The organism is Devosia sp. CAU 1758 (assembly GCF_054482695.1).
This window is the reverse complement of sequence record NZ_JBTLRJ010000005.1, coordinates 130,154-148,272: the sequence shown is the minus strand read 5'-3', so window position 1 is coordinate 148,272 and position 18,119 is coordinate 130,154. Positions and strand designations below refer to the sequence as shown.

16 protein-coding genes are annotated in these 18,119 nt (G+C 63.1%); 3 read left to right on the top strand and 13 right to left on the bottom strand.

Features of this window, described 5'->3' with window-relative positions:
* Positions 1–6: 6 nt before the first annotated feature.
* Positions 7–483 (top strand): MarR family winged helix-turn-helix transcriptional regulator, encoded by a 477-nt coding sequence (locus tag ACXYMS_RS16625; RefSeq protein WP_458907938.1) that lies wholly within the window; start codon positions 7–9, stop codon positions 481–483.
* Positions 484–650: 167 nt separating this feature from the next.
* Here the strand turns inward: ACXYMS_RS16625 and ACXYMS_RS16620 are convergent, their stop codons facing one another.
* The 8 genes from ACXYMS_RS16620 to ACXYMS_RS16585 all read right to left on the bottom strand — a co-directional run bounded on the left by ACXYMS_RS16620 (position 651) and on the right by ACXYMS_RS16585 (position 9,847).
* Entirely contained in the window at positions 651–1,445 is a 795-nt protein-coding gene (locus ACXYMS_RS16620) for a crotonase/enoyl-CoA hydratase family protein (protein WP_458907937.1), read from the bottom strand.
* Entirely contained in the window at positions 1,442–1,861 is a 420-nt protein-coding gene (locus ACXYMS_RS16615) for an acyl-CoA thioesterase (protein ID WP_458907936.1), read from the bottom strand. The genes ACXYMS_RS16620 and ACXYMS_RS16615 overlap by 4 nt, the downstream gene beginning before the upstream one ends.
* 8 nt (positions 1,862–1,869) lie before the next feature.
* Complete coding sequence (locus ACXYMS_RS16610; RefSeq protein WP_458908020.1) at positions 1,870–2,631, bottom strand: SDR family NAD(P)-dependent oxidoreductase; 762 nt, start codon at positions 2,629–2,631, stop codon at positions 1,870–1,872.
* On the bottom strand, positions 2,631–3,872 hold the full coding sequence (locus tag ACXYMS_RS16605; protein WP_458907935.1) for a thiolase family protein: 1,242 nt from the start codon (positions 3,870–3,872) through the stop codon (positions 2,631–2,633). The genes ACXYMS_RS16610 and ACXYMS_RS16605 overlap by 1 nt, the downstream gene beginning before the upstream one ends.
* Positions 3,873–3,874: 2 nt before the next feature.
* Complete coding sequence (locus tag ACXYMS_RS16600; RefSeq protein ID WP_458907934.1) at positions 3,875–5,734, bottom strand: feruloyl-CoA synthase; 1,860 nt, start codon at positions 5,732–5,734, stop codon at positions 3,875–3,877.
* Between the two features lie 97 nt (positions 5,735–5,831).
* Positions 5,832–8,099 carry an ATP-binding cassette domain-containing protein gene (locus tag ACXYMS_RS16595; RefSeq protein WP_458907933.1) on the bottom strand — a complete coding sequence of 756 codons (2,268 nt, stop codon included), beginning with the start codon at positions 8,097–8,099 and terminating at the stop codon, positions 5,832–5,834.
* Positions 8,100–8,120: 21 nt separating this feature from the next.
* The gene (locus ACXYMS_RS16590) at positions 8,121–8,873 is read right to left on the bottom strand and encodes an ABC transporter permease (protein ID WP_458907932.1); all 753 of its coding nucleotides are present in this window, start codon (positions 8,871–8,873) and stop codon (positions 8,121–8,123) included.
* Between the two features lie 11 nt (positions 8,874–8,884).
* Positions 8,885–9,847, bottom strand: coding sequence for an ATP-binding cassette domain-containing protein (locus ACXYMS_RS16585; RefSeq protein ID WP_458907931.1), 963 nt, complete (start codon positions 9,845–9,847; stop codon positions 8,885–8,887).
* 173 nt (positions 9,848–10,020) lie between these two features.
* Here ACXYMS_RS16585 and ACXYMS_RS16580 point away from each other — a divergent pair, with 173 nt between their 5' ends.
* Entirely contained in the window at positions 10,021–10,800 is a 780-nt protein-coding gene (locus ACXYMS_RS16580) for a TetR/AcrR family transcriptional regulator (RefSeq protein WP_458907930.1), read from the top strand.
* Between the two features lie 41 nt (positions 10,801–10,841).
* Here the strand turns inward: ACXYMS_RS16580 and ACXYMS_RS16575 are convergent, their stop codons facing one another.
* The gene (locus ACXYMS_RS16575) at positions 10,842–12,773 is read right to left on the bottom strand and encodes an alpha/beta fold hydrolase (RefSeq protein WP_458907929.1); all 1,932 of its coding nucleotides are present in this window, start codon (positions 12,771–12,773) and stop codon (positions 10,842–10,844) included.
* Positions 12,774–12,943: 170 nt separating this feature from the next.
* Here ACXYMS_RS16575 and hisD point away from each other — a divergent pair, with 170 nt between their 5' ends.
* Positions 12,944–14,239 carry a histidinol dehydrogenase gene (gene hisD / locus ACXYMS_RS16570; protein WP_458907928.1) on the top strand — a complete coding sequence of 432 codons (1,296 nt, stop codon included), beginning with the start codon at positions 12,944–12,946 and terminating at the stop codon, positions 14,237–14,239.
* 53 nt (positions 14,240–14,292) lie between these two features.
* Here hisD and ACXYMS_RS16565 read toward each other — a convergent pair whose 3' ends face one another.
* The 4 genes from ACXYMS_RS16565 to ACXYMS_RS16550 form a co-directional block, all read right to left on the bottom strand.
* Complete coding sequence (locus ACXYMS_RS16565) at positions 14,293–14,994, bottom strand: RraA family protein (protein ID WP_458907927.1); 702 nt, start codon at positions 14,992–14,994, stop codon at positions 14,293–14,295.
* 163 nt (positions 14,995–15,157) lie between these two features.
* On the bottom strand, positions 15,158–16,204 hold the full coding sequence (locus ACXYMS_RS16560) for a cupin domain-containing protein (RefSeq protein WP_458907926.1): 1,047 nt from the start codon (positions 16,202–16,204) through the stop codon (positions 15,158–15,160).
* A 95-nt stretch (positions 16,205–16,299) separates the two neighbouring features.
* Entirely contained in the window at positions 16,300–17,370 is a 1,071-nt protein-coding gene (locus ACXYMS_RS16555) for a LacI family DNA-binding transcriptional regulator (protein WP_458907925.1), read from the bottom strand.
* Entirely contained in the window at positions 17,355–18,119 is a 765-nt protein-coding gene (locus ACXYMS_RS16550; protein ID WP_458907924.1) for an SDR family NAD(P)-dependent oxidoreductase, read from the bottom strand. The genes ACXYMS_RS16555 and ACXYMS_RS16550 overlap by 16 nt, the downstream gene beginning before the upstream one ends.

The window sequence follows — 18,119 nt, the reverse complement described above, 5'->3', positions numbered from 1 at the left end:
GAAACGATGACCAATCCTTCCCCCACGCCAGATGCGGCATCAGCCGACCAGACCGAGACGAGCCTGAGCACCCACACGACCACGGGTGCCATCGGCTATCGCCTGCGACGCGCCCAGCTCAGTGTATTCCAGAAATTCCTCGCGATCTTCGAAGAACTGAAGCTCCGCCCGGCGGAATATTCGGTTCTGGTGCTGATCGCGGACAATCCGGGCCGCAAGCAGACCGAAATTGCCGAGGTTCTAGGCATCAAGCGCGCCAATTTCGTCACCCTGGTGCATGGGCTGGAGGAGCGTGGCCTCGTGCAACGTGTCCCTTCGGCGCATGACAAGCGGGCCAATGCCCTGCACCTTACGCCTGAGGGCACGGCGTTCCTGGTCATTGCCCAGGCCCGGCATGCGGCGCTCGAAGCCGAGACCGTCGACCGGTTGGGTGGCCCGGCGGCCCGCGCCCAATTGCTCAAGCTGCTCGACCGGCTGATCTGATTCCGGGCTTCTTAAGTTCACCCGGAACAGCGGCCCTTCGCCCCCTCCCTCCAGGGGAGAGGGTTGGGGTGAGGGGTGAAGTCCTTGCGGGAGGACCTCAATGCTGAACCCCTCATCCGGCGCTGCGCGCCCACCTTCTCCCCTCGAGGGGAGAATGGCATCTGCCCCTAGCGAAAAACCGGCGGCCGCTTTTCGAGGAAGGCCTTCAGCCCTTCCTCGGCATCGGGGCCGGTCTGGCTCAGCGCCGCCGTCAGGCTTTCGGCATAAAGGCCGGCCTCGGGCGGCATGGACCCGATCTGGGCGATGGCCTGGATGATGAAGCCATTGATGGTGGGAGAATTTTTGGCGATGCGTCCGGCCAGTTCGAAGGCCTTGTCCAAGGCTGCGCCCTCTGCCACGACGTGATGGGCAAGGCCCAGGCGTTCGCCCTCAACACCCGAATAGGTGCGGCCGGTCAGCATCATCTCGGTCAGGCGGTCGGGCCCGATGAGCCGGGAAATCCGCACCGAGCCACCGCCGCCGACAAAGATCCCGCGCAGGCCCTCGGGCATCTGGAAGCGCACGCTGTCCTCGGCGACGCGCACATGGCAGGCGGCGCCGAATTCAAGACCGCCGCCCATGACCGCGCCACTCATGGCAGCAATGACCGGAACCGGCGAATTGGCAATCCGGGCCATGACCCGATGCCAGTTGCGCGAGTGAGCCATGACGTCCAGCGGACTGCGCGCCACATGCTGGGAAAGATCGAGCCCGGACGAAAAATGGCCGCCGGTGCCGCTGACCACAATGGCGCGGGTCTCAGCCGGCACATCGGCGAAAAAGGCATCGACCGCCGCGACCAGGTCATCATTGAGCGCATTGCGCTTTTCGGGTCGGTTAAGCAGCAGATGGCTGATCGCGCCCTTCTGGCTGACGACGAGAACCTGTTCCTTGGTCATCGGATTATCCTTGATTCTGGTCATGCGGTCTGGCTCAACAGGGTTCTGACGTCGTCCGGGAGCGGCGCTGACCGGATGGCCCCGCCCTCGCCTCGCACCACCCAGACACGCTTTTCATGGGCCTCAATGGCTAGTTCGCCATCCCTGAACACGCTATGGCTGACAGCGAAGCTGGAGCGGCCCAGCTCGGTGATCTCGCTCCTGATCTCGATCACGTCGCCAAAGCTGGAGGGCTTGATGAAGCGCGCCCCGGTATCGACCATGGGAATGCCGGCAATGCCGTAATGATCGAGCCAGTTGCGCTTGTGCATGGCAAAGGCCGCCGAGAGCAGGCCCGCCGCGGCATTGTCGAAAAAGCGGAAGTAATTGGGATAGTAGACGATGCCGGCCGGGTCACAGTCGCCGAACTGGATCTCCACAGTGCTGGTGCGCGAAAACATGGTGTCTCCTATTTCGCGGCCATGCGCAGGGCGCCATCGATGCGCACCACTTCGCCATTGAGATAGTCGTTCTCGACCATGGCCATTACCAGCGCCGCGAATTCATCGGGGCGGCCAAGGCGGGCGGGATTGGGGATGGCGGCAGCCAGGCTGTCCTGCGCCTCCTGTGGCAGGCCTTCGAGCAGCGGTGTCAGGAACAGGCCCGGCGCGATGGCGAGGACGCGGATGCCGAAGCGGGAAAATTCGCGCGCCGCGGGCAGTGTCAGAGACACGATGCCGCCCTTGGAGGCGGCATAGGCGGCCTGGCCGATCTGGCCTTCATAGGCGGCCACCGAGGCGGTCGAGATGATCACCCCGCGCTGGCCATCGGTGCCGGGCTCGGCCAGCGACATGGCATGAGCGCAGAGCCGCATCATGTTGAAGCTGCCCACCAGATTGACATTGATGACTTTTGAAAAGGAATCGAGGGGCATGGGGCCGTCGCGCCCGACAATGCGGCCTGCCGTGCCGATACCGGCGCAATTGACCAGCACCGAGGGAGTGCCCAGCGCAGAAATCGCAGCACTGACGGCGGCCTCGGCGCTTGCCGCGTCGGATACGTCCACGGCGAAGAATTTTCCGCCCAGTCCGGCGGCAATGGCCTCGCCCTTGGCCGCATCACGGTCGAAAATGCCCAATGTGGCGCCGGAGGCTTTCAGCGCCCGCGCCGTCGCGGCGCCAAGGCCCGAAGCTCCGCCGGTTACGAAGGCGATCTTGCCCGCAATATCCATCACGCCGCCTCCGGGTTTTCGATGAGGAGGGCAATGCCCTGCCCGCCGCCGATACAGGCCGAGGCAATGCCATAGCGTTCACCCGAGCGCTTGAGTTCAAGCGCCAGGGTCAGGCCGAGGCGAATGCCGGTGACGCCGAGCGGATGGCCGATGGCGATGGCGCCGCCATTGACGTTGAGCTTGTCCTCATCGAGCCCCAATTCATCGACGCAGGCCAGGATCTGCGCGCCGAAGGCCTCGTTGATCTCGATGCGACCGATCTGGTCCAGCCGCATGCCGGCGGTTTCGAGCACGGCGCGAATGGCCGGGGCCGGGCCGATGCCCATGATCTGCGGCGGCACGCCGACGGCGGCACTGGCCAGAATGCGGGCCAGCGGCTTGTGGCCATTGGCCTTGGCATAGGCCGAAGAGGCGACCAGAACGGCCCCTGCCCCATCGACAATGGCGGAGCTATTGCCACCGGTCTGCACGCCGCCAAAGGCGGGACGCAGCTTGGCGAGGATGTCATAGGGCGAGGGGCGGATGTGGCTATCCGTATCGACGCTATCGGTCCCGCGTGGCAGCTTGATACCGCGCTTGTCCAGCGTCTCGATCTCGAAGACCTCGCTGGTCACCGCCACGATCTCTTCGGCGAGGACGCCCCCGTCGTGGGCGGCAATGGCGCGGTTGAAGCTGCGCTCGGCAAAGCGGTCCACCCGTTCACGACCAATATTGTACTGCTTGGCCAGGTTCTCCGCCGTGTCGCCCATATTGACGCAGCCGGCCGGGTCATAGAGCGCTTCCCAGAGGAAGTCCTTGAACTCCACCTTGCCCATGGCAAAGCCATTGCGATGGGTATAGGCGGCGATGGGATTGCGGCTCATGGATTCACACCCTGCGCCCAGCGCGAGGTCAACGCGCCCGAGCGAGACCGAATCGGCTGCTTGAGCGATGACCTCGATGCCGGTACCGCAGATGCGCTGCACCAGATGCGCCGGCGCCTCAATGGGAGCGCCGGCATAGAGCCCGATATGGCGCGGGGTGACATAGGCGTCGAATGAGGCCTGGGCCATGGAGCCGGCAATGGTGTGGCCGATGTCCGATGCCTTGACGCCGGTCTTCTGAATCGCGGCGCGGGCCGCCTTGATGCCGAGATCGATAGGCGAGACGTCGCTCAGGGCGCCACGATAATCGATAAAGGGGGTGCGGGCGCCGCCGAGCAGATAGGCGTCATCGAAGGTGAGGCGAAGGCCTTTGCTCATGATCAGGCGCCTTTCTTGGAAAGAACGAAGATGTCGGGGCCGGGCGTATCGGCATAGAGGCTCTCGACCAGCTGGGGCCGATGCGTCCGCACGGCGCGCTGGTTGATCGAGCCCTTGTCGGTGACCTCGCCCTTGTCAATATCGGGCTGGTCGAGCAGCACCAGGGCGCGGGCGACCTGGGTGGAACTGCCGGTGGATTTCTGCGCCAGCGCGGCAAGACTTGTCACAAATTTCTCGCGCACCGCGGGGTGTCCGATCACTGTCTGCGCATCGGCGTCAGCGGGCAGGCCCGCATGGCGGGCACAGGCGGCCAGATCGGGGAAGATCATGGCGCCGATGAAATTGCGATCAAGCCCGGTCAGCACCACATCGCGAATCAGCGGTGCGCAGGCGCTGATGACAGAGCCACGCACGGCAGCGAAATTGACCCATGTGCCGGTCGAGAGCTTGAAGTCCTCGGTGACGCGGCCATCGAATACAAAGCCCTTGGTCAGGTCCTCCGGATCGGCAAAGCGCACGGCGTCCCCGATCTGGTAGAAACCTTCCTCGTCGAAAGCTTCACCTGTCTTGTCCGCGTCACGCCAATAGCCGGGGGTGACATTGGGGCCTTTCAGACGCAGTTCGGTCTTGTCGCCGTTGGACACGAGTTTCACCGTCATGCCGGCGGCGGGCAGACCGATATGGCCGGCTTCTTCCACCGGCCAGGTGGTGGTGAAGGCAAAGGGTGCGGTCTCGGTCGAGCCATAGCCAGTGATGATCATCACCCGCTCGCCGGTCTCGGCGCGGGCCGCCTTGTCGAGACCCTCGAATACATGCTGGCTGAGCCCGGCGCCGGCATATTGCAGAAGCTTGAGCCGAGCGAAGAGATTGCGCCGCGCCTCGGGATGCTCGTCAAAGGCGGCCACGAGGAATTCATAGGCCTTGGGCACATTGGTGAAGAGGGTCGGCTGCACCGTCTTCAAGTTTTCCAGCGTGCGCCCGATGCGGGCCGGTGTGGGCTGGCCATCATCGATATAGAAGCTGCCGCCATTATAGATGGCGATGCCGGTATTGTGGCTGCCTCCGGCCACATGGTTCCACGGCATCCAGTCCAGCAGCACCGGCGGCTCGTCTTCGACGAAGGCCAGCGCCTGGCGGATCATCTGCTGGTTGCAGGCCATCATCCGGTTGGTGGTGATGACGCCCTTGGGGAGGCCCGTGGAGCCGGAGGTGAACAGCACCTTGGCCACGGTGTCAGCCGTGATCGCTTCATGCGCTGCCGCGACGGCGGGGGTCACCTGGGTCGCAAGCAGGTCATCGAACAGGCTCGCCTGCCGGCCTGGCAGCGGATTGGTGCGAACGATCACCGGCACATCGGCACCGAAAACGGCCTCGATGGCAGGCTCAAACCTGGCGCCGTCGCTGGCATAGAGCATGCCGGGCGTCAGCAGGCCGGCAATGTGCCGCAGCTTGCCGAAATCGGTGGAGACCAGCGAATAGGCCGGGGAGATCGGGGCATAGGGGATGCCCACCCAGATCGCCGCCATACCGAGCTGGAAGTGCTCGATCTCATTGCCCGAAAGGATCATGAGCGGCCGCTCGGGCGAGAGGCCGGCATCGAGCAGGGCCTGGGCCAGCGGGGGAATGCGCGCCATCACATCGGCAAAGCTGAGCTTGCGCCAACCCTCGCCCTCGCGATCGGCGATCAGCATGGCGTCAGGGGTCTTGTGCGCCCAGGCCTCCAGCGCATCGACAATGGCGCGGGGATAGGGGCCAAGCTCTTCGACAGAGCGGACGATAGTGCTGCCATCGGCGCGTTTTTCAGCGGCCGCCGCCATGTTGCCGAGCCGCACCGAGCGGATCGGGGTAGAATGAACGTTCATGAGTATCCTCCCCACACATTTAGTTATGACTCATAACTATAACAGATGCAAGGGTCGATACAGCCTGAGGAATGATGGGGAGAATTCCGGGTCCGCCTCAGCTGGCCCCGTTCCGCCGCGCCAAGTATCGGCCCGTCAAGGATAGCGGGTCTTTCGCCAGCGCGGCGGGCACACCCTCGAACTGCACCCTGCCCCCGTCATGGCCCGCCCCGGGCCCCATGTCGATCACCCAGTCGGCGCGCGAGATGACATCGAGATTGTGCTCGATGACGATGACGGTGGAGCCGGCCTCGACCAGCCGGTCGAAGAGGCCGATCAGGGTATCGACGTCGTTCATGTGGAGCCCCGTCGTCGGTTCGTCGAGCACATAGATATTGCCCTTCTTGCCCAGTTCGGCCGCCAGTTTGAGGCGTTGCCGCTCGCCGCCCGAGAGGGTCGAGAGTGGCTGACCGAGCGTCAGATAGCCCAGACCCACATCGACCAGACCCTGGACGATCCTGGCCAAGGCCGGTTCGGTGAAATAGCCTGCCGCGTCCTCGATGCTCATCTCGTAGACATCGGCAATCGACTTGCCGCGCAATTGATGCGCCAGCACTTCGGGCAGGAAGCGCTTGCCCTCGCAGGTCTCGCAGGTGGTCACCATGGGATCGAGATGGGCGAGGTCGGTGAAGATCACCCCCAGCCCGTTGCAGTCCGGGCAGGCGCCCTTGGAATTGGCCGAAAACAGCGCAGCCTCCACCCCATTGGCCTTGGCAAAGGCCTTGCGCACGCCGTCGAGCAGGCCCGTATAGGTCGCCGTATTGGACCGCCGCGAACCGCGCGCCAGGTTCTGGTCGATGATGATGGTCTCAGGGTAGGCAGTGGGCAGACACCCCTGGATGAGACTCGACTTGCCCGATCCGGCAACCCCGCTGACCACGGTCAACACGCCGCGCGGAATGTCGACCGACACGTCCCGGAGATTGTTGACCTTGCCATGCGCGATCCTGAGCGCATCGCCCTTTGGTGCGCGCACCTTGTCCTTGATGGCTTGGTGTTTCTGGATGTGGTTGCCGGTCAGCGTGCCCGATGTGAGAAGGCCAGCATAATCGCCCTCATAGACCACTTCACCGCCCTTGCTTCCCGCCAGCGGACCCATATCCACGACATGGTCGGCAATGGCGATCATGTCGGGCTTGTGCTCAACAATGAGCACGGTGTTGCCCTTGTCGCGCAACTGGGTCATCAGCCCGGCCAGGCTCCCCACGTCGTGCGGGTGGAGGCCCACCGAGGGCTCGTCGAAGACATAGGTGATGTCGGTGAGCGACGATCCGAGGTGCCGCACCATCTTCACGCGCTGACTCTCCCCACCCGAGAGGGTCGAGCTTTCGCGGTCAAGGCTCAGATAACCCAACCCTATAGTCACGAGATTTTCCAGCCGCGCCGCCAGCGCCTGGAGCATGGGCCCCACCTGCGGCGCGTCGATGCTGCGGATGAAGGGGGCAAGGTCCGAGACCTGCATCCCCGAGAGTTCGGCGATGGATTTTCCATTGACCAGACTGGTCCGCGCCGCCGCGTTGAGTCGCGTGCCCTGGCAGGCGGGGCAGACTGCGCGGGTGAAGATCTTTTCATATTCGCGCAACACATGGGGCTGCAGGCTTTCGGGGTCCTTGCTGCCCAGACCCTTCTTTAGTTTGGCGACGACGCCCTCATAAGTCAGCCCGATCTTGCCGACCTTGATCTTGCGCCCATCATCGAGGTGCAGGAGGTTTTCGCGCTCCTCGGCTGTGTAATCCTTGATCGGCTTGTCGAGATCGAACAGGCCCGAATTGGCGTAGATTTCCCAGTACCAACTGTCGACGGCGAAATCCTTGGGTAGCAACGCCCCGCCCTTGAGCGATTTGCTCTCGTCGATCACCGCGCTCATGTCCATGGCCGCCACTTGGCCGATGCCTTCGCAGTCGGGACACATGCCGCGCGGATCGTTGTAGGAATAGAGCCCCGGCGGGCCGAGCCTTGGTTCGGCGAGGCGTGAGAACAGCACGCGCAGCATCTGCGCCGCATCGGTCACTGTGGCAACGGTGGAGCGCGAATTGCCGCCCAGCCGCTGCTGATCGACGATGATGGCCGCCGAAATGTTTTCCAGCTGATCGGCATCGGGCTGGCCGTAGCTGGGCATGAACTGCTGCACGAAGGCGGGGTAGGTCTCGTTGATCAGCCGCTGGCTTTCGGCGGCAATGGTGCCAAAGACCAGCGACGACTTGCCCGAACCCGAGACCCCGGTGAACACGGTGATCCGGCGTTTGGGTATGTCGAGCGAGACGTTTTTCAGATTGTTCTCGCGCGCGCCGCGAATGGTGATGGCGCCGTAAATATCGTCCTGCATCTTCGTCCCCTGCCCTACTTTCTAGATGCTCGCCTTGCGGATCATCGTGCCGCCCACGACAAGCCCGACCACCAGCGTCGCTGCCACCACCAGCGTGCCATAAAGCACTGTGGTGCTGAACAATTCTCCCACGAATAGCGCCCGCTCGGCCTCGATCAGATAAGTTAGCGGGTTGAAGCGGCTGGCAATATAGAGCCAGCCCGGCCCACGATCGAGCGGCAGCAGCACGCCGCCCAGCAGCATCAGCGGCAGCGCCACCGACTGGCTCACCATATAGAACAGCGAAGTATTGTTCTTGGCGGCAATGGCCAGGGCATAGGAGAGCGCCGCCACACCGACACCGAAGAGACCCAGCAGTAGGAGGCCATAGAGCATTTCCACCGGAAAGAGCCGCAGCCCGAAGGGAATGGCGATGACGATCATCACCACGGCCTGGAAGAACAGGGGAAACATTTCCTTGAGCGCCCGGCCCATCAGCATGGCGGGCCGGCTCATGGGGGTGGCGAGAAAGCGTTCGAGCACGCCCGAAAGCAGTTCCTCGGTCAGGCTCCAGCCCACCATGGCGGTGCCGAACAGGGTCAGCATCACCATCATGCCGGGGATGAACCATTGCAGCGGCGAAGCACCCTCGATGCCCACATCGCCCAGCAGTGGCACGAAGAGGCCAATATAGAGCAGGGGCTGCACAAGGCCGAAGGCGAGCCAGACCCAGCCCGAGATCAGCGGCTTCATCTCGCGGACAAAGCTGGTCTTCACGTCATACAGGAAATCCATTTTCAACCTCCTCAAGCCGCAGCCGCCTGGGCTTCGCGCAGGGTCCGGCCGGTGAGGCCCAGGAACACATCATCAAGCGTAGGGCGCCGCACCGAGGCGCTGGCGACATCCACGCCCTGTTCATGGAGGCGCCGGATGAATTCGGGCAGCAGCGTCTCGCCCTCGCCCACCGTGACATGCACTTTCTGGTCCTCGAGCGTGACCTCGCGGGCCTGGGGCAGGTTCTGCGCCAGTGCGGCGGCTGCGGCCTTGTCGCTATTAGCGAGGCCAATGCTGATCCGGTCCCCGGCCAGGTCGGCCTTGAGACGGGCCGGCGTGTCATCGGCAATCAGCCGTCCATTGTCCATGATCATCACCCGCTCGGCCATGGTGTCGGCCTCTTCGAGATAGTGGGTGGTGAGGAAGATGGTCATGCCGGTTTCGCGCCGAAGCCGCAGCACATGTTCCCAGAGATTGGCGCGGCTATGCGGGTCGAGCCCGGTCGAGGGTTCGTCGAGAAACAACAGGTTCGGGCTATGCATCAGGCCCAAAGCCACGTCGAGCCGCCGCTTCTGCCCGCCCGAGAGCGTATTGCCGATGCGATCCTCCATGCCGGTCAGTTCCAGCATGCCGATCAGGTCATCGGCGCGCTTCCTGGCGGCGGCCTTGTCCATGCGCATGGCCGCCCCCTGGGTCAGAAGCTCGTCGCGCAGCTTGTAATATTGCCCGGCGCCACTGCCCTGTCCGACATAGCCGATCTTGCGCCGCACGCCCGCCGGGTCGGCGATAATGTCGCTACCCGCCACCATGGCGGTGCCGGAACTGGGCGGCAGGAGCGTCGTCAGCATGCGCACCGAGGTTGATTTGCCCGCGCCGTTTGGCCCGAGAAAGGCCACCAGTTCGCCTTCGGCGACATCAAGGCTGAGGCCTCGCACCGCTTCCACCGGCCCGGCCTTGGTCTTGAACGAACGAGTCAGATCCCGTGCACTAATCATATTCACCCCTATGACCGGCAAGGAATGCACCATTGCCCAATGCGTTGACGCGACGTGTCAGCAGTCTGGAATTCGACACAGGCTCGACATTGTCACCGAGCCGCCTTAAATTCCGTACAGCACACAAGGTTTAGCACAACATTGTACGGTGTAAAGAGTTATTTGGAGATGATATGACCGAGGACATCGCCGGCAGGGGCGATCCATTGAAATCCCTCAATCTGCTCTGGGGTCGGGTGGAGGCGCCCAAGCGTGGACCCAAGGCCAGGGTGGCCGTGGCGGATCTGGTCAAGGCGGCCGTGACTATCGCCGACAGCGAAGGTATCGAGGCAGTCTCGACCCGTCGGGTGGCCGAGGCCGTCGGTATTTCGCCGATGAGCTTTTACACCCATATCCCCGACAAGTCGGTGCTGATCGATCTGATGCTGGACGCCGTCTCGGGCGGTGCAGACGAAGTGGATATGCCGGTATTCGACCCCGGCCGTTGGCGCGAAAATGTCACCATAGTCGCCCGCGCCTATCGTGACTTCTACCTGCGCCACCCCTGGGCGCTGCAGGTGGGCACCCATCGTCCGGTGCTCGGCCCCAACACGATGCGGTCCTATGAGGCCATATTGAGCGCCGTCGATGGGCTGGGGCTGGACGAGGTCGAGATGGACATGACGGTGACGCTGATCACCAATTATGTCTATGGCGCGGTGCGCGACGCGGCCCGGGCTAATCTGGTCAAGCAGCAGACCGGCATGAGCGACGAAGAATGGTGGTACACCATCGCGCCCTTTTTGGAGACGCTCGACTATTCCCGCTATCCGGTGGCCAGCCGGGTCGGCCCGGTGGTGGGCGAACTTTATGGGCTGGGCGATCCGGCCCGCGCTTTTGAATTCGGCCTTGCCCGGCTCCTGGATGGCATTTCCATGCTCATCGCCAGCAAGACGCCCGCGCCACCGGCCTGACGGCAGGGCAACGCGGGCGTTTCATTTCTTGCGTGCCGACCCTACTCAGCCGCGCCGGCGGCGGCCGCCAACTGCCCCAGCTTGAGCTGGGTGAGCAGGCTCAATTCGTCATAGACGGTCCATTCATCCACGACCTTGCCGTTCTTCCAGTGGTAGTGGCTCATGCCCATCACCTGGATGCGTACGCCCGTCGGATCGCCCAGCGTGCCCAGAATGCCATAGCCCAGGTGATGGCCTTCCATGATCCAGCGTACAGCGACCTTGGTGCCGCCTTCCTCGCAGGGCGTGGAGGCTACATGCTGGATTTCATAGGAGGCGTCGGGCAGCGAGCCGATCAGGCCCAGATGCTGGTGGATGATGGCCGCGTGGCCATAGAGCTCCTTCATCAGCGGCCCGTGATACTGGGCATTGGGCGCGTAATCCTGGGCGATGCGGCCGAACATGCGCTTGACGAAGATTTCGTGCAGCATCTCGATGGTCTGGGCTTCCAGATCATTATGGGCCAAAGACGTATCGGGTTTTTCGGCGGGTGGGGTCTGACCGAGGAAGCGGCGGTTTTCCCCGATATCGAGCGAAATCAGCCCGGCATCGAATTTGGCCTTTGCAGTCTTCGTCGCAAAGTGATGCGGATCGAGGCCCAGCTGCTGGATGATGGCCATGGTGTCTGCCACGACCCATTCGCGGTAGATCTTGTTTTCAAAGATCATGCAGTCGGCAATGGTGCGGCTGACAAAGGGTTTGCCGGTCGGGGCGCCCAAATGGCCATATTGGGTATGTCGGCCCGAACCGGTCACCAGATGGCTGGTAAAGAACCCGTCCTTGTCATTGCCGTTCCAGATCACATGGGTGCCCATGCCGCGGCGCTCGGGAAAACTCACCAGCCGCTGGATGGTGTCGCGGACAATATCCTCGCGATTGTAGATCGTGCCGGTGGTGCCATAGAGCACGCAATTATGGGTGTAGTGGCTGTAGATCAGCCCGATATCGCGCTCGTCCCAGATCCGGTGGGTGCAGCGGATGATGTAGTCGACGATATCGGTATAGATGTCGTCGAACCCGGCCATGGACTGGCCGCGCGGCCGATTGGTCGGCGCCAGGTCGGTATAGTCGTGGCGCTCGACCTGGAGTACCGATTCAGCGGCCACGGGCGCATTGCCCTTGCTCTTGGGATTGCTCGTTGCGTCGCTCATCTTGGCTCCTTGGTCTGCTGCCTGTGCGGCATGATGTTTGGGTGCCCGACCCAGCCAACCGCCTATATGACGCGCCAGCACGGCCGGATTTTCAAGCGGGGCGAAGTGTCCCGCTTGCGGAATGGTGAAAAATTGCGCGCCGGCAATACCGCTGGCGAGTTCCTCGTGGGCGGAGAGCGGACAGATCTGCTCGTCGGCTCCGGCCAGGATCAAGGTCGGGCAGGCAATGGCGCCAAGCCGTTCCCGGCTGTCGGCCCGGTGAATGGCGATCTCGGATTGTTCGGCCAGCACATCGGCCCCGGCATCGCGGGCCATGGCAATGATCACGTCCCTGAGGCGATCATTCCCCACATTGTGCGGGGACACCAACCTGTCCCAGGCGTCAAGAATATAGGGATCCATGCTTTCGGCCCGGGCCTTGGCCACGGCATTCCGCCGCACAACTGCATTGGCTTCAGGGTCGGGCCGAGGCGTGGTGTCGACCAGCGCCAAACGAGCAATCCGCTCGGGCGCCTGCGCCGCCATTTCCAGCGCCACGATACCACCCAGCGAAAATCCCAACAGCGCAAAGCGCTCCGGCGCTGCGGCCAGTACCTTGCGCGCCAGCTCCGGCGTCGACCTGGCCCCGGTCATGGCCACGACGCGCATGTCGGGATGATCCAGTTCCGCCATCAGCGGCCCGAAGACCCGTTCGTCGCAGACTGTGCCGGGCAGCAGCAGTAGCGGCAACGCGTGAGCGCCCTGACTCTGCCCCTCGCCTTGCGGCACTGCGTGCTTGTTCATCTCACCGGCTTCGCTTTGAGGCTCCGACGAAAGATCGAGGCGCTCCTTACCAAAAAACACTGGCAAATTTTGAATACGTATGCAAGATCGAAATTCAGAGCCGGCGAGCCTCGGGACGCGTTCATAATGCGTTCATGATCGCTGGCCAGGACCTGCCCCTGGAGCTCGTAATGACTGACCCCTCACCCTTTCCCGGCGTCACTTATGTGAAAGCACCCGCCCGCTCCCCGCTGAGTGACAATGCCTCGGTCGAGACGCTGGTGAGCGAGATCATCGCCAATGTGCGCGAATATGGCGATGCAGCGGTGCGCGACTATTCCGCGAAGTTTGACAAGACCGATCTGGAGGCCTTCGAAGTCACTGATGCGGAACGTGTATCCGCTCTCAACAAGCTCGATCCGCAGACCCGCAAGGACACCGAATTCGCCATTGAGAATGTGCGCAAATTCGCGGAAGCGCAGCTTTCGACCATTCTGCCGCTGGAGGTCGAGACCCTGCCGGGCGTCCATATGGGCCACCGCGTCATCCCCATCCAGCGCGTCGGCTGCTATGTGCCCGGCGGCCGCTATCCCCTTCTATCTGCACCGATAATGACCATCGTGCCGGCCAAGGTTGCCGGCGTGGACGAGGTCATTGCCTGCCTGCCGCCCAATGCGCATAGCGCGATGATCGCCGGCTGCCACCTCTCCGGCGCCGACCGCATTTTCCGCATCGGCGGGGCCCAGGCCATCGCCGCCATGGCTTATGGCACCAAGAGCGTGCCGGCGGTCAACAAGATCGTCGGCCCCGGCAATGCCTTTGTCAACGAAGCCAAGCGTCAGGTGTTCGGCCCGGTCGGCATCGACCAGCTTGCTGGCCCGTCAGAGATTTTCGTCGTAGCGGACGCCACCGGCGATGCCGAAATGATTGCGACGGACCTGCTTGCCCAGGCCGAGCACGACATCCGCACCCGCGTTGGCCTGATCACCACAGACAAAGCGCTGGCTGAGGCCACGCTGGTCGAAGTCGAAAAGCAGCTCGAAACCCTCTCCACCGCCAACACGGCCCGTGAAGCCTGGATCAATTATGGCGAGATCACCGTGTGCGAAGACGAAGCGGCGATGATCGCCTATTCGGACCTGATCGCCGCCGAGCACCTGCAAGTGCATACCGTCGACGCCCAGGGCTTCGCCAAAAAGCTGCGGAATTACGGGAGTCTCTTCATCGGCGAACTGGCGAGCGTGGTCTATTCCGACAAGTGCTCGGGCACCAACCACACCCTGCCCACCATGGGTGCGGGCGCTTATACCGGTGGGCTATGGGTCGGCGCCTATGTCAAGATTGCCACCCATCAATGGCTCGATGAGGCGGGCGTCAAGCAGGTGGCACCGCCAGCCGCCCGCCAGTCCGCCAGCGAAGGCCTCGAAGGCCATCGCCGCGCCGCACAATTGCGGCTGGACCGCATGCAGGCAACGAAAAGCGCATAAGCAAAGGCCCGCGAAAGCGGGCCTTCTCCTTCTCCCGTTGAGGGCGAACTGCATCACTTGATCTGGTCGGCCTCGGCCCAGGCTGCACGCAGTTTTTCCACGGTAAACCCCGGCGCCCGGGCCGCGCTCAGTATCGGCACTTCCCTGCGCATCACCACGTCGATGGCCCAGGCCATGCGCTCGATATGCTCGGCGGGAATGACCACGCCACCATGGCGATCGGCATGGATCAAGTCGCCGGGCCTGACATGCATGCCGAAGACCGTCACTGGGCAATCGAGCTCGGTCACATGCACAAAAGCATGGCTTGGGCCCACGGCTCCCGCAATAACCTGATAGCCCTCGTCGAGCATGCCCAGGTCGCGCAGCACGCCATTGGTAAGCGTACCGGCGACGCCAAGGCCCTTGTGCTGGGCCACCTGCATTTCGCCCCAGAAGCCACCAACGACATGGGGCCAGTCACTATCCTCGATGACCACGACATTGGGGCCATCTCCGGCCGAGACATAGTCATAATACAGCATGCGCAGCGCCCGCACCTCGGCCGCCGGCTTCTGGGCCGGGGAGGAGGCGCGGATCTTGGCCGTGCGCGCGAAGCCCACCACGGGCGGCAGGCCAGGGTCGGCGCAGACCACCGGGAACTTGGTGAAGCCCTCGGCCGTGCGCCCGCCCATGACATGCTCAAGCGCATTGCAGACGGTGGGCGTATCGGCCTTGCGCAGGGCAGCGAGGGTTTCGGGGGTGATGGTAGGCATGCGCTTCTCCTCGTGCACATTGCTTCACCTCTCCCCTGAGGGGAGAGGTCGGCGCGCAGCGCCGGATGAGGGGTTGAGAGTATCGGTCCTGCCGGGAGGGTGAACCCCTCACCCCAGCCTTCTCCCCTCAGGGAAGAGGGGGCACCAACCATGCGCTTTGGCGTTACTCCGCCGCCCGCGCCGTTGCGAAGACCGGTGCTGCAGGGGCTGCGGCACCACGGATAACAAAGGCAATCGCATTGGCGGACGCCGGATTGCGGTAGCCATGCATCAGCCCGATCGGCACAGTCAGCGTATCGCCGGCACCCATGACCAAAGAACCACCATCCCAGGTAAATTCCAGGGTGCCGGATTGCACGAAGATCACTTCCTGCTCGGCACGCGCATGGGTGGGGATGATTGCGCCAGTTTCGAGCTTGAAGCGGCGCAGGGTAAAGTCATGTTTCCAGTGACCGCTGATCGGGCCGGCCTTGATGCCATCCTGGCCATCGACATCGCCGATGACACCGGCCTCCTCGACGCCATCGCCACTCAGCGGAGAATTGGGATCGCCTTTTATGTCTTCGGCCTTGATGGCGTATTTCGCCAGTTCGGCTAGCGGCGGAGTGGCCAGTTCGCGGAGCTTTTCGGCGGTCGGGGGCTGTTCCAGTTCGGCACCTTCGGGCACTTTCTCGCCCTGCGTGGTGTCGACCAATTTGCCGCCCTTCAAAAGCTTCAGACCGAAATCCTCGGCCATCTTGAAGACGCTGGGCGCCCAGACCACTTTGCCCGGATCGTCATGGCCAAGGACCACGAAGAGGAATCCCGTGCCCTCGTCCAGCTTTTCGAAGCCGCGGAACATGTGGGTTGGCACGGTGGCAACGTCACCGGGCTCGACATCGATATAGCCCTCGTCCTTGTCCGGGCCGAAAACGAAACGCCACTTGCCGGTATGGACCACGAAGGTCTCGGCGGTGAGGTGGCTATGCTGAGAATTGGTGCAGCCGAAGGGCTGGCGGGCGGCGCCGATATTGAACCCATGCGCCTCTGGGATATGCACCACCTGCGCCGGATTTTCCGACACGCCCGGCCCGATAATGGTGAAATTCTCCTTGCGGTCCGAACCCGGCGTGCGGGCGTCGATGAAGGCGTTGCGCAGGCCCTTGAGGTCCGCATAGCGCACCAGGCGCTTTTCCATCTCGCCCTGGGTCCAAATCTTGTTCTGGGTCATGGTGACCTCCTCTTTCCGCATCAGGATAGCAGTTTTGCATTCGTATGCAATATGGAACGCAATTGCGGCGAAGCCGTGCTTGCCGCGTGATTTCTCTAGGTCTTGGCGGGTTTGTAGATGTGCCGGCCATCGACTTCGACGATGCCGGCCTTGGGCAGTCGGGCCGAGGTCCGGACCACCAGTTCACCATTGAGGATGCGGTGCTCGGCCTCGATTTCGCCCGAGGCAATCTGGTCCATCAGGATATTGACCGTAGCCTCGACCATGCGCTTCATCGGCTGGCTCATCGAGGTGATGCCATAAGAGGTCCAGCGCGCCGGGCCAACATCGTCATAGCCGATAATGGACAGGTCCTCGGGGATGGACAGGCCGAACTCGTAGCGGGCCACATCCATGACGGCGACGGCCATATGGTCATTGGCTACGAAGAGCGCATCGGGGCGGTCCGGCCGGGCAAAGATGTTCCGCGCCGCTGCCTCGGCTTCGGCACGGTTGTAATTGCCGACACCGAGAACGATGTCCGCGTGCCCAGCGGCCGCCAATGCCTCCTGATAGCCGGCGAAGCGGTCGCGATTGGTTGAGGAAGACTCGATACCGGAAATATAGCCGAAGCGCTTGTGGCCGCCTGCCAGCAGAAATTCGGCGATACGGCGCCCACCTTCGCGGTTGCGGGTAGTGACGCTGGAGACCGCATCGCGCTCGGTGGTGCGGTTGAACAGGACCACGGGAATACCGGCCGTGGCGCATTCCTCGGAGAGGTGCGAAGACAGCGTCGTCGATGCCAGGATGATCCCATCGACGCGATATTGCATGAGCTGGTCGAAGACCGGATCGCTGTCGCGGTCCATATGGCCGGTGAATAGCAGCAGGCGGTAGTTTTCCTTGGCCAGCAGCCGGCCCAGTTCTTCGAGCACGTCGGGATAGAAGAGGTTTTCGAGATAGGCCATCACCACGGCGATGATGCGGGAACGATTGGTAATCAGCGAGCGGGCAATGGCATTGGGCCGGTAGCCCAATTCCTGGGCGGCGGCCACGACCTTGGCGCGGGTCTTGGGGGAGATGGAAGCGCCGGGGGTAAAGGTGCGGGAGACCGCCGACTGCGAGACGCCTGCGCGGCGCGCCACTTCGGATGAGGTTACTCCGGTCTTTTTTACTCCGCCGTCCATCCACCATCCACCAGTAGCGCGGTGCCGGTGATCAGCGCCGCGGCATCGGAGGCCAGGAAAACTACAGGCCCCATGATGTCCTCCACCCGGCCCAACCGTCCCAGCTTGATCTTGGACAGAACCCAGGCGCGGAAATCAGGATCGCTGAGGTTCTTTTCCGTCAATTCGGTTTCGATGAAAGTCGGGCAGACCGTATTGACCCGAATATTGCTGGCCCCCAACTCGATAGCCATGGCCTTTGTCAGACCTTCAACAGCATGTTTGCTGGCGGCATAGACCGCGCGTTTCGGTCCGCCGACATGTCCCATCTGCGAGGAGATGTTGATGATGGCGCCGCCCTGCCCTGCCGCCTGCAGTTTTGCCGCCACGGCCTGGGACGTAAAAAGCGTCGCGCCCAGATTGAGCTGCATCACGGTCTGGTAGTCGGGCTCGGTAATGTCACCAAAGGCGCTGTGCCGACCGGTGCCGGCCGAATTGACCAGCACCTGGAACGGATCGCTGTCGGCCACGAAGCTGCGCATCGCAGCGAAATCGGTAATGTCGATGGCAACGCCTTCAGCGGTCAGCCCGTCCGCCGCCATGGCATTGACCACCGCCTTAACGTCGCTGGCGGTGCGGGCCGCGACCGTCACCGCAGCGCCGGCCTCGGCCAGCGCCACCGATATGCCCAGGCCGATACCGCGTGTGCCACCCGTGACCAGGGCGCGCTTGCCAACGAGGCGGAAACTGGGGGTCCTGGGCAGTTGCAT

Bases quoted from the DNA above. Each gene is read 5' to 3' on its own strand.
- ACXYMS_RS16580 (WP_458907930.1), top strand. From the start codon at position 10,021: ATGACCGAGGACATCGCCGGCAGGGGCGATCCATTGAAATCCCTCAAT.
- ACXYMS_RS16575 (WP_458907929.1), bottom strand. From the start codon at position 12,773: ATGAACAAGCACGCAGTGCCGCAAGGCGAGGGGCAGAGTCAGGGCGCT.
- ACXYMS_RS16620 (WP_458907937.1), bottom strand. From the start codon at position 1,445: ATGACCAGAATCAAGGATAATCCGATGACCAAGGAACAGGTTCTCGTC.
- ACXYMS_RS16610 (WP_458908020.1), bottom strand. From the start codon at position 2,631: ATGGATATTGCGGGCAAGATCGCCTTCGTAACCGGCGGAGCTTCGGGC.
- ACXYMS_RS16595 (WP_458907933.1), bottom strand. From the start codon at position 8,099: ATGCAGGACGATATTTACGGCGCCATCACCATTCGCGGCGCGCGCGAG.
- ACXYMS_RS16550 (WP_458907924.1), bottom strand. From the start codon at position 18,119: ATGCAACTGCCCAGGACCCCCAGTTTCCGCCTCGTTGGCAAGCGCGCC.
- ACXYMS_RS16615 (WP_458907936.1), bottom strand. From the start codon at position 1,861: ATGTTTTCGCGCACCAGCACTGTGGAGATCCAGTTCGGCGACTGTGAC.
- ACXYMS_RS16555 (WP_458907925.1), bottom strand. From the start codon at position 17,370: ATGGACGGCGGAGTAAAAAAGACCGGAGTAACCTCATCCGAAGTGGCG.
- ACXYMS_RS16565 (WP_458907927.1), bottom strand. From the start codon at position 14,994: ATGCCTACCATCACCCCCGAAACCCTCGCTGCCCTGCGCAAGGCCGAT.
- ACXYMS_RS16600 (WP_458907934.1), bottom strand. From the start codon at position 5,734: ATGAACGTTCATTCTACCCCGATCCGCTCGGTGCGGCTCGGCAACATG.
- ACXYMS_RS16585 (WP_458907931.1), bottom strand. From the start codon at position 9,847: ATGATTAGTGCACGGGATCTGACTCGTTCGTTCAAGACCAAGGCCGGG.
- ACXYMS_RS16560 (WP_458907926.1), bottom strand. From the start codon at position 16,204: ATGACCCAGAACAAGATTTGGACCCAGGGCGAGATGGAAAAGCGCCTG.
- ACXYMS_RS16625 (WP_458907938.1), top strand. From the start codon at position 7: ATGACCAATCCTTCCCCCACGCCAGATGCGGCATCAGCCGACCAGACC.
- ACXYMS_RS16605 (WP_458907935.1), bottom strand. From the start codon at position 3,872: ATGAGCAAAGGCCTTCGCCTCACCTTCGATGACGCCTATCTGCTCGGC.
- hisD (WP_458907928.1), top strand. From the start codon at position 12,944: ATGACTGACCCCTCACCCTTTCCCGGCGTCACTTATGTGAAAGCACCC.
- ACXYMS_RS16590 (WP_458907932.1), bottom strand. From the start codon at position 8,873: ATGGATTTCCTGTATGACGTGAAGACCAGCTTTGTCCGCGAGATGAAG.